This is a genomic window from Chryseobacterium sp. (genome assembly GCF_029240215.1).
Classification (GTDB): Bacteria; Bacteroidota; Bacteroidia; order Flavobacteriales; family Weeksellaceae; genus Chryseobacterium.
Genome location: NZ_JARBTK010000001.1, coordinates 791635 through 804979 on the forward strand (window position 1 = coordinate 791635; position 13345 = coordinate 804979).

A 13345-nucleotide genomic window follows, 5' to 3' on the forward strand; every position below is an offset into this window, starting at 1 on the left:
CTTCTAATGATTCCGCTTCATTCAGATAATAAATTTTTTAGGATTTACGATCGTTACCGGGAAGTTGCTGTGATTATTTCAATCATTTCGCTTCCTGAAAAAATAAAAAGGTGTTCTGAATTGTTTGTCAGTATTGGTGATTCGTTTTGCCGACACAATATTCATTTTAGAAAAATAAAAGTGAAAAAACGGCAGTCAGAATAAAGAAAACTGAGGGATAAAGAGTATTCTAAACTTTAATAGTTTAAGAAAAGCAGAAACCTTCTTCTTAATTATAATACAAATATACGACAATTCCATGGATTTTGAAGACTATTATTTAAATAATTGAATGTCAGATTATTTCTTTAAACAAAAACCCGCTTTAAATTAACTTTAAATGGATGTTATTGATTGATTACCTGTCTTTCTTTTTCAGAATATAATATACAGCTTCATCTTTTTCATTATTGGTTGTATAGGCAAACTGAAGTGAATAGCCATTTGCAGACATAAAATTAAGAGCATCCATCATAGAATTGAACTTCACATTACGCCCTCTTTCATCTTTGATGTTGGTTCCGTTTTTAAATGAGATGGATTTTGTTTCCTGCCCAAAATCGATTTCCACATTCACTTTCGTACTCAGCGAACGGCCTGTTCCAATGATCTGAACGTAATCTACATCGATATCTTTCAATGGAACATCATTGACGGTTTGGGCAAAACTGAAAGCTGATAAAGCGATTAGTGAAAGGATAAAAAGTTTTTTCATAGCTTAGAAAAAGAAGTTAGATATTAGAATTTAGATATTAGGTTTGAAACCTTTAATTATTGAATTAATTTTAAGTTAAAAGTAGAATAAATTTTAGAAACCCACTCAAAATATGAATATTAATTAAAATAAAAATCCCCCGAAAAAATTCGAGGGATTTTTATATGATTAAGAATGATTTCTTAAGCTTCGTTCAAAGGTTTGTGTTCTCCCGGTTGGTCCCGACCTTCAGGATTTACGTTTCCTTCATTTCTTGGTTTTGGAGCCGGTCTTTCTGGTCTTGGCAATAGAACTTTTCTTGAAAGTTTCATTTTTTTACGGTCATCATAACCCATGAATTTCACCTCAACTTCGTCACCCTCATTATAAGGAACTTTGTCTAAACGAGCCCATTCGATTTCTGAGATGTGAAGAAGACCTTCAGTACCTTTTGCAATCGCTACAAAAGCTCCGAAATCCATTACTTTTACCACCTTACCTTGGTAAACTTCGCCTACCACCGGTACAAAAGTAATTTCGTTGATTCTTGCAATCGCTGCGTTGATCTTTTCTCTGTTAACACCAGAAATTTCAATTCTTCCGATTTCACCAACTTCTTCAATGGCGATCACCGTATCTGTATCTTTCTGTAACTGCTGAATGATTTTTCCACCAGGTCCGATAACAGCACCGATGAAATCTTTAGAGATCTCAAGCATGACCATTTTCGGAGCGTGTGGTTTCACGTCTTCTCTTGGAGTAGCGATAGTTTCAGTGATTTTATCTAAGATATGCAATCTACCGTCTCTAGCTTGTAGAAGCGCTTTTTCCATGATATCCATCGACAATCCCTGGATTTTGATGTCCATTTGGCAAGCGGTGATTCCGTCTGCAGTTCCGGTTACTTTAAAGTCCATATCTCCCAAGTGATCTTCGTCACCTAAGATGTCAGAAAGTACAGTGAATTTTCCTGTTTTAATATCAGTTACCAATCCCATTGCAATTCCTGAAACCGGTTTTTTGATTTGAACACCCGCATCCATCAATGCTAAAGTTCCTGCACAAACAGTCGCCATAGAAGAAGAACCGTTTGATTCTAAAATATCAGAAACAATACGGATTGTATAAGGATTTTCTTCCGGGATCATATTCGCCAAAGCTCTTTGAGCTAAGTTTCCGTGACCAACTTCTCTTCTTGAAGTTCCTCTCAAAGGTCTTGCTTCACCTGTTGAGAACGGCGGGAAATTATAATGTAAGAAGAATCTTTCGTCGTAATTTACCATTACACTGTCTACCATGTTCGCATCTTTTACCGAACCTAAAGTTACAGCTGTCAGAGATTGAGTTTCACCTCTTGTGAAAATTGCAGAACCGTGAGCTCCCGGTAAATAATCGATTTCGCTCCAGATCGGACGAATCGTTTGAGGATCACGACCATCAAGACGGATTTTATCATTCAAAATCATCTGACGCATCGCTTCTTTTTCCACATCGTGGTAATATACTTTTGCGAAAGGCGTTACTCTCTCCAGTTCTTCAGGATGCTCTACATATTGAGCTAAAAATTCAGCCAAAACAGCTTTGAATTTCTCTCCTCTTTCTTCTTTTCCTGAAGGCGATTTCGCTACTTCATATACTTTATCATATGTTTCTTTCCACACTTTCTCACGGATGGCTTCATCGTGATTTTCGTGGCTGTATTCTCTTTTTGGGAATGATTTTCCTACTTTTTCAGCTAATCTTTCCTGAGCTTCAACTTGTTTTTTGATTTCTTCGTGAGCAAAAGTAATCGCTTCAAGCATTTCTGCTTCTGTGATTTCTTTCATCTCGCCTTCCACCATTACGATAGAATCTTTAGTTGCACCCACCATGATGTCCAGGTCAGCCAATTTAAGATCTTCATAATTAGGATTTACAGCTAATTTCCCGTCAATTCTTACTACTCTTACTTCAGACATCGGTCCGTTGAAAGGAATATCGGTGATTGCAATCGCTGCCGAAGCTGCAAGACCTGCTAAATCGTCAGGAATTGACTGTCCGTCATAAGAAATTAATGAAATCATTACCTGAACTTCCGCATGGAAATCTTCCGGGAATAATGGTCTTAGAACTCTGTCTACCAAACGCATCGTCAGGATTTCCTGATCTGATGGTCTCGCTTCTCTTCTGAAAAAGTTTCCAGGGATTTTTCCACCTGCGTAGAATTTTTCTCTGTAATCTACTGTTAATGGTAAGAAATCTACACCATCTTTTGCTTCTTTGCTGGCTACAACAGTTGCTAAAAGCATTGTTCCGCCGATTTTTACGACTACAGAACCATCAGCTTGTTTCGCTAATTTTCCTGTTTCAATTGTGATCTCTCTGCCGTCTGCAAGAATGATCGTCTCTGTAATTGCTTGAGGTATACTCATAAATTGTTTTGTGTTGCACTCCGTATTGAGCGCTTTAATTATTTATATTTCGTCTAAATTTCGTTTGCAAATTTAAGGCTTTTGTTTTAAATACAAGATTTAAAGTTGATAAGAAGAAATATTCATATTAATTTTACCTGAATTATAAATTTTTCTTATTAAAAATCCTGTATCCAAGTCTCCATTCAATATAATCAGCTTTGTGAAATTTGAAAGATTTCAATGCGATTCCGACTAACAAGTTTTTTCCAATGGTATACTGAAAACCAACTCGCTGATAAAAAATAGTTTTATCATAACGTCGGTCAACAGACTTTTTAAACAAATAAAATCCCGGCTGCAGCTGAACAGCAAATCTTGAAATCGTAAGACGATAAGAAGGGAAAATATTAAGTAAAAGATTGTCATGTTTAAATCTCTTTTCAGTTTGAATTGCCCCACTTTCATCCTGATAAAATCTGTTGTTATAATCTTCATCATACAAAAGGCCTACTCCTAATCCTAAAGAAGATTTGTATGTAACCTGCCTGTGATAAACTGTTTCGACACCCCAGTTCTGATAATATTCACCTTTAAATTTTTCGGTTAAATTAACATCAGAATATTCAAAACCATCATCTTTACCCAAAAATATCGAATGCCGCACACCGCCGAAAACATTGATGTCTAAAGTTGAATATTTATCAAATGACGACACAGAATCTTTTGCGTGAATCAATCTTTTATCAAAGTGATATGTAAGAGATAATTTGGGAGAAAAAGTATTCATTCCTTTATTAGGATGTTTTAAAGCACCATTTGAAAAGTGATTGAAATTAAGGCCTAATCCCAAATCAAAATTTTTGCCTAAGTAATATTTGTAACTCGCTCCTAAATTGATGTAAATACTGACCGATGACCCTGAAGTTTCATTCAAATATCCCTTTTCCAGATTAAATGGTTCCCAGCCAAATGCAAAACCTGCACTCGTTTCATAATTCCAAGAATGGGTATTTGTTTCTTTAATTGCCCCTCCAAATGTACCGTAAACCGCAAAAGGATGTCCCATATCACTGTTTTTCAGAAAGTCTAATGCTAAAATCCCACCACCATAATAAGGATAACCAAATCTTTTATGCCATTCTTTGCTCCCTTCGGTTTGCACGGTCAGTTCTGCAGCAGCACCAATAAATTGTCTGTGATCAAGAGTTTTCAGATAATCATTGGTTCCTAAAAATTTCCCGATCTGCAGACTTGCTGTTGCCCGTAAATTTGATTTTGGAATCGTATCTAAATCCTGAGAAAAGAAAAGAGTAGATACAAACAGAAAAAAACATGAGTAAAAGTATTTCAAATCTTTTATTTAAAATGTGAAAAGCGCAAATTTAACTATTCTTTCATCAAAGTAAATAAAGATTATGTAAACATTTATTACCAATTTCATTTTCGCCTCACAAAAAAAGCAACCTCTTTCGAAGTTGCTTTTATTTTTGGAAATCGGATAGATTATTTTCTTAAACCAAGTTCAGCAATAATTGCTCTGTATCTTGTAATATCTTTTTTCTTAAGATAGTCTAATAAGCTTTTTCTTTTACCTACTAATTTAACCAAAGATCTCTCAGTGTTGAAATCATGACGATTAGCCTTCAAATGCTGAGATAAGTGGTTGATTCTGTAAGTGAAAAGAGCTACCTGTCCTTCAGCGCTCCCCGTGTCTTGTGCAGATTTTCCATGTTTTGCGAAAATTTCTGCTTTTTTTTCTGTTGTTAAGTACATTCCAATATTGTTTAATGATTATTATGTAACGGCTGCAAAAGTACGACTATTTTCTAATACTACAAAACATTATTGATGCTGTATATTAAATTTGATAGAAAAATATGTTAAAAATTTCTTAATAAAATTATGCCATCCCATTAAAAGGCAGTAATTTTGCATTGACAAGAAGATGAAAAATTTTTTACTCTACATACTGATTCCCACTGTCTTTATTGCCAGCATTTCTTCTGTAAAAGCACAGAAAGTAAATACTCATGACAAAATCAAGAAGATCTTATACTTTAATCCCGAGGTACAACCTGATTTGGATGAAATAAAAGAACCTACAAATTATGCATTTTTCAGTGCAGTTTCAGATAATGTAAGCGCGTTCAGAAAAAATAAAATGCTGAGATCAGAAGTTCAGGTTTCCTACGACAGCATTGATTCTAAAACCATTCATGAATACAGCAAAAACAACGATGCAGACTTCGTGATCGTTCCTAAAGTAAAGTATTTCAAAGTAGGCTTGGGAAAATATGTGTTCTCAAATCAGGTGGTTGTAAGTTTAAAACTTTTTGATGCTGAAGGAAATCTCATTGCATCATCAGATTATGACACATATCGTAAAAATATGCGCCTTTTGGGATCTGCAGAAAACTCAATTAAAATAGGAACCAATGGTGCGATGAAAAGTATCCTTAAAGAATTGAGAAAACAAAAACCCTCTTCTGAAGCCGGTTTTTAACCTTTAATAAATCCTTAAATTTACGTTATCGTTCTCTTTTGTTGAAAATTTGAATTATTTTTGCATATCCAAAAAAATTCAGGTTTTGAATTATACAGACGAACTCATCTTCAACCCAGCCGATATTGCCGAACGACTTAGCGAACTTCCCGCTGATGAACGATTGTTGGCTTTTCTGAAAGTTCCGAAAGAATACAAAGCCGATGTTTTCTCCCATTTAGACCCGGATTTTCAGGAAGAAACCATCAGAAGTATCGGTAGTGACGAAGTTTCAGAGATTCTGAATGCCATGACTCCGGATGACAGAACTGCACTTTTTGAAGATTTTCCGGATGAGTTGATTAAATATTCTATCAATCACCTTAATCCGCAGGAAAGAAGAATTGCTTTAAAACTTTTGGGTTACGATTCTGATTCTATTGCCCGTCTGATGACACCTTATTACATCCAGATCAGAAAAGAATGGACGGTAAAAAGATGTCTTCAGCAGATCAAAAAAGTCGGAAAAAGGGTGGAAACCATCAATCATCTGTATGTAGTTGATGAGAGAAACCGCCTGATTGATGATTTGGCACTTGGAAGTTTACTATTGGTTGAAGAAGATACTTTAGTTTCCGATCTTACCGACAATCAGTTTGTTGCTATTAAAACCACAACGTCAAAAGAAGATGCAGTAACCTATTTTGAAAAATATGACCGTACAGCACTTCCGATCATAACAGATGCAGGAGTTTTGGTGGGAATTGTGACAATTGATGATATTTTAGATCAGATTGAATCTCAAAACACAGAAGATATTCAGAAATTCGGGGGTGTTGAAGCTTTGGATGATCCTTATATTCAGACGCATTGGTTTGAAATGATTAAAAAAAGGGGGCTTTGGCTGATTGTTTTATTTTTCTTACAGTTGATCACTGCTTCTGTGATGGGATATTATGAAAACGAAATTGAAAAAGCCGTTGTTTTAGCACTTTTCATTCCTTTAATTATATCAAGTGGCGGAAATTCCGGTTCGCAGGCAGCAACTTTGATTATTCGTGCAATGGCCCTTCAGGAAATCACCATCAAAGACTGGTGGATCGTCATGAAAAAAGAATTGGTGACAGGTCTGATTTTAGGAACATTTTTAGGGGTAATTGGTTTTTTCAGAATCATGATCTGGCACAAAATGGGTTGGTTTAATTACGGTGACTATTGGTTTTTCATTGCTCTCAGCGCAGGAATGTCACTTTCTATGATTGTACTTTGGGGAACTTTATCCGGTTCTATGGTACCGTTTATCTTAAAAAAATTCAACCTCGATCCGGCTACTTCTTCTGCCCCATTTGTGGCGACATTGGTGGATGTTACCGGTTTAATTATTTACTTTACGATTGCCGGACTTTTCTTAACCGGAAAACTTTTGTAATTTTAGACAAAGTCTAAAATTTTATGAGAGTCATTTCTTTGGTACCTTCAATTACTGAAGCTTTATTTGATCTTGGATTAACTGATAATGAGATCATTGGAAGAACAAAATTCTGTATTCATCCCGCTGAAAAGATAAAAAATGTAGAAATTATTGGTGGTACAAAAAACCTTAATATTGAAAAAATAAAGGCTTTAGAACCCGACTTGATTTTAGCAAACAAAGAGGAAAACGTAAAAGATCAGGTAGAAACTTTAATGAAAGATTTCAAAGTAATTGTTTATAATACGGAAACGATTGAAGACAATTATTATTTAGTTAAAAACTTAGGCTTACTGTTTAATAAAGAAGAAAAAGCACAGATTTTTAATCTTAAAATTTACGAAGTTCTTAACAGGGCAAAAATTGACAGAAAAATAAAAGCTGCCTATCTGATTTGGAAGAATCCTTATATGACAATAGGTTCAGATACTTTTATTCACAATATTTTATCGGAAATCGGTTTTGAAAATATATTTAAAAACCAAACCCGTTATCCTGAAATTCAGGTTGAAGATTTGGGTGAAGCAGATGTGATTATGCTTTCTTCGGAGCCATTTCCTTTTAAAGAAAAACACATTTCCGAATTGAAAGAATTTTATCCTGATAAAAAAATAATGATTGTTGATGGTGAAGCTTTTTCCTGGTACGGAACGCATATTGCGAAGTGTGAGAATTATTTTAAAGAATTGATTGCTGATTTTAATACTTAATTAAACATACACTTTGTCATTCCGTAGGAATCTAAATGTTTGAACTTTTTCTACGCTGTTGAGATCCCTACGGAATGACAAACTTTGCGGTTAATTATATTTGCTAAAATTTCAAACAAAAAACTCCGACAAAAAATCGGAGTTTATAATTTTATGTATTTTAAGAATTACAAAATCTTTGAAACTTCATTACAAAGCCATTCCAGTAATTCTAAATCTTCTTTTGTGAAGGGATCAATGGTATGAGAATCAATATCGATCTGACCAATATTTTCACCGTTTTTGAAAATCGGAACTACAATTTCAGCCTTTGTATCAATTGAACAGCTCAAATAATTATCCTGCAAATGAACATCAGGAACGATGAACGTTTCGTTTGAAACTGCAACCTGTCCGCAAATTCCTTTCCCGTAAGGAATAATGATGTGATCAGTTTCTGCACCAACGTAAGGACCTAATTTCAACTCATCTTTATCTCCGTTTTTGAAATAAAAGCCCGTCCAGTTGAAATACGAAATTTCCTGATCCAATAAATGGCATACTTTTTCAAGTTTCTCCTCAGTATTATGTTTTGGACTTTCAAGAATAGACGAAAGTCTTTTTTTTAATTCAGACATTTTAAATTTGTTTTAAGAAAATTGTTTTAGAGAAAGTTCCTGTTTGTAACCGAACATTCCTCTTTCTTTTATCATTTCAGCAACACCTTCCGGCACCTGGTTTTCCCAACCGCTTACGTTGCAGGCTATTTTTCTCAGTATTTCTCTTGAATAAATTTCCAAAAACTCAGGATCGTAGTTTTTAATATCTACAATACGGTTGTTGAGTTTGAAATATTTATATAATTCTTTCAGACTTTCTTCTACTTTAAGGTTATCTGAATTTAACAATTCGTGAGTTTCAGGATCTTTGTAAGGATACAGATACACTCTCATTCCGTTTCGGAAAAATTTACCGAATGCTTCAAGAATTCCACCTGATAAATCTTTATAATACTTCTCGTCAAATACCATCAACATATTATTTACACCCATCGCAACACCAATGTCACCATTCGTGTAATGAGAGAAATAGTCGATCAATCTATAGTATTCTGAGAAGTTTGAAATGATTACCGTATATCCTAATTTACCAAGAACGTCTACTCTATCCAAGAAATCACGCTCATCAATGTCTCCGTCTGCACGGAGGTTTGAGATGGTAATTTCGAATAAAACTTCAGTTTCTTCCTGAGTACAGATTGCGTCTTTTAGGAACATTTCCATTCCGTTTCGGAGCATATCAATATTTACTCTTGTTACAGGTCTGAAACTTCCTCTGACAGCGAAAATATTCTTTTTATACAAAACATCCGCAGGAAGCATATTATTTCCCTGAGAATTGAAGATTACAGCATCGGTCATATTATTCTTCACCAATTGCAGAGACATCAGTCTGTTGTCAACATAAGCGAAAGCGGGACCGCTGAAATCGATCATATCAATCTCAAGATTATCTGTAGCAACATCGTCGTACAGAGATTCAATCAATCTTCTAGGATTATCGAAGTAAGTAAATGCTCCGAAAATAAGATTCACTCCCAAATTCCCAAGAGTTTCCTGCTGCAAAGTAGCGTCATTTTCTTTGAATTTTACGTGAATGACAACTTCATTATAATCCTCATTTTCTTTCACCTGAAAACGGATTCCTACCCAACCGTGACCTTTTACCGTTTTGTCAAAATTGATGGTAGTTACCGTATTTGCGTAAGAAAAAAACTTTCTGTTTGGGCTGTTCTCTCTGGAAATTCTTTCTTCGATCAAAGCAACTTCATAGCGAAGCATTTTTCGAAGTCTGTTTTGGGTTACATATCTGTTTTTAACCTCTTTTCCGTAGATTGCATCACTAAAATCTTTGTCATAAGCTGACATCGCTTTAGCAATTGTACCGGAAGCTCCTCCTGCTCTAAAAAAGTGTCGTACAGTTTCCTGTCCTGCTCCAATTTCTGCGAAAGTACCATAAATAGTAGGATCTAGATTAATTGTTAATGCTTTTTGTTTAGGAGTTAGTTTCTGATACATTAGGACATTAAATTTTTCGTAAATTTACCAAAATTAAACCAACCTCAAAACAAATGAAGTTGAAATTTTTAGGAACAGGAACTTCTCAGGGCGTTCCCGTTATTGGCTGCACTTGCGAGGTATGCACCTCGAAAAATTCGAAAGATAAGCGTTTCAGGGCTTCTGCAATGGTAACAACCGATGAAAACAAAAAAATCCTCATCGATTGTGGCCCCGATTTCAGACAACAAATGCTGATCAATCAGGAAAATCATATAGATATTGCGCTACTTACCCACGAGCACAACGACCACGTAATTGGTCTTGATGATATGCGTCCTTTAATTTTTAAAAGCGGAAAAAATATGCCTCTTTACAGCAGTGAAAGAGTGGGAAATGAAGTTAAAAACCGTTTTCCGTATGCTTTTGTGGATGAAAGATATCCCGGAGCTCCTGCATTTGATCTGCATACGATTGAAAATAAATCTTTTGAAGTTTTAGATCTTGAAATTACTCCAATTGAGGTTATTCATTACAAAATAATGGTATTTGGATATAAATTTAAAAACTTAGCCTACATCACAGATGCCGGTTTTATTTCTGAGACGGAAAAGGAGAAATTGCACAATCTGGATGTTCTTATTTTGAACTGCATCCGTAAATTTGATCCGCATCCTGCCCATTTTGTATTGGCAGATGTTATAAAACTTCACGAAGAGTTAAAACCTAAAAAATTATTTTTAACGCATATCAGTCATCATTTTGGTCTGCATGATATTGAAGATAAGTTACTTCCCGACGGAATGCACCTTGCCTACGATGGTTTGGAGATCAATTTTTAAAGAAAATTTTGCAAAAAGTTTTTGAACATAAAAAAAAGTTTCTATATTTGCACACCGATTTACAGCATACTGTAACACCAGCCCAGGTGGCGGAATTGGTAGACGCGCTGGTCTCAAACACCAGTTCTTAGGAGTACCGGTTCGATCCCGGTCCTGGGTACAAACGAAAGATGGCACCAACTAAAGACAGTTGGTGCCATTTATCTATAAATATTGTTGATTTTATAATCATTTCCCACTTTTTAGTTTTATTGTTTCATAAGGACTTACTATGTAGAACTTTGGCATTCTCGAAAATAAAAATATACCCTTCGGTATTATTTCATATCTTTGTTATACAATTATTAGAAAAATGACCAAGGCAGAACAAACGCGACAATTCATTATTGAAAAAACAGCTTCTATCTTTAATAAAAAAGGTTATGCAGGTACCTCTTTGTCAGATATTACAAATGCTACAGGCTTAACTAAAGGCAGTATCTATGGGAATTTTTTAAATAAAGAAGAGGTCGGACTTGCCGTCTTTAAGTATAATACCAAGGAACTTTCAAAAAAAACCGAAGCATGGATCTCCAAAAAATACAATGCATATGAAAAGCTAATAGCATTCCTTGATTTTTATCGAAATAACTGGAAATATGTTTCTGATAATGGTGGATGCCCATATCTTAACTCAGCAGCAGAATCAGACGATGTCATGCCGGCAATGAAAGTATTAGTAAGGTCAACTTTTGAAAATTGGGAAGACAATATTTCTGCGATAATAGATGAAGGCAGAACTAAAGGATTTTTTAAAAATGACATCAGTGTTGTTGAATACTCCAAGTCATTCATTATGATGATTGAAGGGGGGATTCTGCTCGCAAAAATTTCAGATGATCCCGCAGATCTTCATTTAATGCTGGATAGAATTAAGAAAATCATTGATGAGGAAATCGTAAAATAAAATTTTTTAACCACACAAATACCGATCGGTATATTTAAGTAATCAGTAAATAAAAATATATGACACCGCTAGAAAAAATCCAATCCTTTATAGGAGAAGAATTCACAGAATCACCTTCGCCTTTTATGCGTTGGCTGAATCCAATTATCGTTGCTGCTGAGCAAGGAAAGCTGGAATTCCAATATGCGATTCGGCCTGAATGGCTGAATCCTGTAGGCAATTTACATGGAGGAGTAACAGCTGCAATTATTGACGATATCATCGGTGCAACAATGTTTTCACTGAATGAAGCACATTTTTATATCACCATAAATAATGTCATCGATTATTTTTCTTCAGTAATCGGAGACGAAAGTATCGTTGCAAAAACAACGATTATTAAAAAAGGAAAACAATTCATCAATGCCGAATGCGAAACCTGGAACAGCGACAAAAGCAGATTGATCGCTAAAGGCAGTTCTAATCTATTTAAAACAGAAATAATAAAATACTAATGAAAAGAGTTGTAGTAACCGGTTTAGGTACAGTCAATCCTTTGGGAAATGACATCAATGCTTTTTGGCAAAATTCTATTAATGGGTTTAGCAGCGCAAATAAAATAACACGATTTGACGCCTCGAAATTTCGAACACAGATTGCATGTGAAATTAAAGATTTTGACCCTCAAAAATATCTTGACCGTAACGAAATTAAGAGAAGTGATTTGTTTACGCAATATGCTTTGTACAGTGCTTCACAAGCATTGCAAGATTCCGGTTTAGAAATATCAAAACTTGATCCTTTTGATATTGGTGTCATCTGGGGAGTTGGACAAGGGGGTATGGAAACGTTTGAAAGCGAAGTCGAAAACTATGTAAAGGGTGATTACATTCCCAGGTTCAGTCCATTTTTTGTTCCAAAACTAATTGTTAATATGGCTTCCGGAATGATTTCAATGAAATTTGGTTTGCAGGGAATTAATTATACAACCGTATCAGCTTGTGCTACATCTAACACGGCCATTATGGATTCCTTTAACTATATCCGTTTGGGAAAGGCAAAAATATTTGTTACAGGTGGTTCAGAGGCTCCTATTACTGCCGCTTCGATTGGAGGCTTTTCTTCAATGAAGGCAATGTCAGTTCGTAATCAGGATCCACTCACAGCTAGCCGGCCTTTTGACAGGGATCGTGATGGTTTTGTAATGGGAGAAGGTGCAGGTGCACTTATTTTAGAAGAATATGAACATGCCAAGAAAAGAGGTGCTAAAATTTATGCAGAGCTGGTTGGTGCTTCCATGACCGCAGATGCGTACCATATGACATCACCACATCCGGAAGGAATAGGTGCTTCCAAAGCAATGCAATTGGCATTAGGAGAGGCAAAACTTAATCCTTCTGACTTAGATTATTTAAACCTCCATGCAACTTCTACACCTATAGGAGATATTGCGGAGCTCAATGCTGTTAAGAAAACTTTCAATGATTCCACTAACTTATGGGTGAGCTCATCAAAATCAATGACCGGTCATTTACTGGGAGCCGCTGGAGCAATCGAAGCTATTCTCGCTATCAAATCAATTAACGAAAATATCATTCCTCCAACAATCAATATTGAAAACCTCGATAAAAACATTCCTGCAGGAATTCAGATCGTAATGAATGAGCTGGTACAAAAAACAATTAAAACAGCGATGAGTAACGCTTTTGGCTTTGGAGGACATAACTCAACTGTTGTTTTCCGTGAAATTTAA

General features: G+C 35.4%; 13 protein-coding genes and 1 tRNA gene. 8 read left to right on the forward strand and 6 right to left on the reverse strand.

Annotated features, from left to right (window positions below):
* Nucleotides 1-397 precede the first annotated feature (397 nt).
* From K0R77_RS03460 to rpsO, 4 genes are all read right to left on the reverse strand, one after another.
* Nucleotides 398-754, reverse strand: coding sequence for a hypothetical protein (locus K0R77_RS03460; protein ID WP_300347871.1), 357 nt, complete (start codon nucleotides 752-754; stop codon nucleotides 398-400).
* A gap of 182 nt (nucleotides 755-936) precedes the next feature.
* On the reverse strand, nucleotides 937-3144 hold the full coding sequence (locus K0R77_RS03465; protein ID WP_300347874.1) for a polyribonucleotide nucleotidyltransferase: 2208 nt from the start codon (nucleotides 3142-3144) through the stop codon (nucleotides 937-939).
* Nucleotides 3145-3286: 142 nt separating this feature from the next.
* Nucleotides 3287-4477 carry an acyloxyacyl hydrolase gene (locus K0R77_RS03470; RefSeq protein ID WP_300347877.1) on the reverse strand — a complete coding sequence of 397 codons (1191 nt, stop codon included), beginning with the start codon at nucleotides 4475-4477 and terminating at the stop codon, nucleotides 3287-3289.
* A 152-nt stretch (nucleotides 4478-4629) separates the two neighbouring features.
* Nucleotides 4630-4899 (reverse strand): 30S ribosomal protein S15, encoded by a 270-nt coding sequence (rpsO, locus tag K0R77_RS03475; protein ID WP_034679332.1) that lies wholly within the window; start codon nucleotides 4897-4899, stop codon nucleotides 4630-4632.
* Between the two features lie 172 nt (nucleotides 4900-5071).
* Between rpsO and K0R77_RS03480 the strand changes: the two genes are divergently transcribed.
* The 3 genes from K0R77_RS03480 (at nucleotide 5072) to K0R77_RS03490 (ending at nucleotide 7789) form a co-directional block, all read left to right on the forward strand.
* Nucleotides 5072-5629, forward strand: coding sequence for a pyruvate decarboxylase (locus tag K0R77_RS03480; protein WP_300347888.1), 558 nt, complete (start codon nucleotides 5072-5074; stop codon nucleotides 5627-5629).
* A gap of 85 nt (nucleotides 5630-5714) precedes the next feature.
* Nucleotides 5715-7037 (forward strand): magnesium transporter, encoded by a 1323-nt coding sequence (mgtE, locus tag K0R77_RS03485; protein WP_300347903.1) that lies wholly within the window; start codon nucleotides 5715-5717, stop codon nucleotides 7035-7037.
* Between the two features lie 23 nt (nucleotides 7038-7060).
* The gene (locus tag K0R77_RS03490) at nucleotides 7061-7789 is read left to right on the forward strand and encodes an ABC transporter substrate-binding protein (protein WP_300347907.1); all 729 of its coding nucleotides are present in this window, start codon (nucleotides 7061-7063) and stop codon (nucleotides 7787-7789) included.
* Nucleotides 7790-7956: 167 nt separating this feature from the next.
* Here K0R77_RS03490 and K0R77_RS03495 read toward each other — a convergent pair whose 3' ends face one another.
* Nucleotides 7957-8406 (reverse strand): GAF domain-containing protein, encoded by a 450-nt coding sequence (locus tag K0R77_RS03495; RefSeq protein WP_115950968.1) that lies wholly within the window; start codon nucleotides 8404-8406, stop codon nucleotides 7957-7959.
* A 12-nt stretch (nucleotides 8407-8418) separates the two neighbouring features.
* Complete coding sequence (locus K0R77_RS03500) at nucleotides 8419-9846, reverse strand: TonB-dependent receptor (protein ID WP_300347912.1); 1428 nt, start codon at nucleotides 9844-9846, stop codon at nucleotides 8419-8421.
* 53 nt (nucleotides 9847-9899) lie between these two features.
* On the opposite strand from K0R77_RS03500, the gene K0R77_RS03505 reads away from it, so the two are divergent.
* The 5 genes from K0R77_RS03505 to fabF all read left to right on the forward strand — a co-directional run bounded on the left by K0R77_RS03505 (nucleotide 9900) and on the right by fabF (nucleotide 13345).
* Nucleotides 9900-10667 (forward strand): MBL fold metallo-hydrolase, encoded by a 768-nt coding sequence (locus K0R77_RS03505; protein WP_300347916.1) that lies wholly within the window; start codon nucleotides 9900-9902, stop codon nucleotides 10665-10667.
* An 80-nt stretch (nucleotides 10668-10747) separates the two neighbouring features.
* Nucleotides 10748-10827, forward strand: a tRNA-Leu gene (locus K0R77_RS03510).
* A 192-nt stretch (nucleotides 10828-11019) separates the two neighbouring features.
* The gene (locus K0R77_RS03515) at nucleotides 11020-11613 is read left to right on the forward strand and encodes a TetR/AcrR family transcriptional regulator (RefSeq protein ID WP_300347918.1); all 594 of its coding nucleotides are present in this window, start codon (nucleotides 11020-11022) and stop codon (nucleotides 11611-11613) included.
* Between the two features lie 59 nt (nucleotides 11614-11672).
* Nucleotides 11673-12107, forward strand: a complete 435-nt coding sequence (locus tag K0R77_RS03520) for a PaaI family thioesterase (RefSeq protein ID WP_300347921.1) — start codon at nucleotides 11673-11675, stop codon at nucleotides 12105-12107.
* Complete coding sequence (gene fabF, locus K0R77_RS03525) at nucleotides 12107-13345, forward strand: beta-ketoacyl-ACP synthase II (protein WP_300347924.1); 1239 nt, start codon at nucleotides 12107-12109, stop codon at nucleotides 13343-13345. Before K0R77_RS03520 ends, fabF begins: the two co-directional genes overlap by 1 nt.

Coding starts and splice junctions, on each gene's coding strand:
- K0R77_RS03460 (WP_300347871.1), bottom strand. CDS start 754: ATGAAAAAACTTTTTATCCTTTCACTAATCGCTTTATCAGCTTTCAGT.
- K0R77_RS03465 (WP_300347874.1), bottom strand. CDS start 3,144: ATGAGTATACCTCAAGCAATTACAGAGACGATCATTCTTGCAGACGGC.
- rpsO (WP_034679332.1), bottom strand. CDS start 4,899: ATGTACTTAACAACAGAAAAAAAAGCAGAAATTTTCGCAAAACATGGA.
- K0R77_RS03480 (WP_300347888.1), top strand. CDS start 5,072: ATGAAAAATTTTTTACTCTACATACTGATTCCCACTGTCTTTATTGCC.
- K0R77_RS03490 (WP_300347907.1), top strand. CDS start 7,061: ATGAGAGTCATTTCTTTGGTACCTTCAATTACTGAAGCTTTATTTGAT.
- K0R77_RS03495 (WP_115950968.1), bottom strand. CDS start 8,406: ATGTCTGAATTAAAAAAAAGACTTTCGTCTATTCTTGAAAGTCCAAAA.
- K0R77_RS03500 (WP_300347912.1), bottom strand. CDS start 9,846: ATGTATCAGAAACTAACTCCTAAACAAAAAGCATTAACAATTAATCTA.
- K0R77_RS03505 (WP_300347916.1), top strand. CDS start 9,900: ATGAAGTTGAAATTTTTAGGAACAGGAACTTCTCAGGGCGTTCCCGTT.
- K0R77_RS03515 (WP_300347918.1), top strand. CDS start 11,020: ATGACCAAGGCAGAACAAACGCGACAATTCATTATTGAAAAAACAGCT.
- K0R77_RS03520 (WP_300347921.1), top strand. CDS start 11,673: ATGACACCGCTAGAAAAAATCCAATCCTTTATAGGAGAAGAATTCACA.
- fabF (WP_300347924.1), top strand. CDS start 12,107: ATGAAAAGAGTTGTAGTAACCGGTTTAGGTACAGTCAATCCTTTGGGA.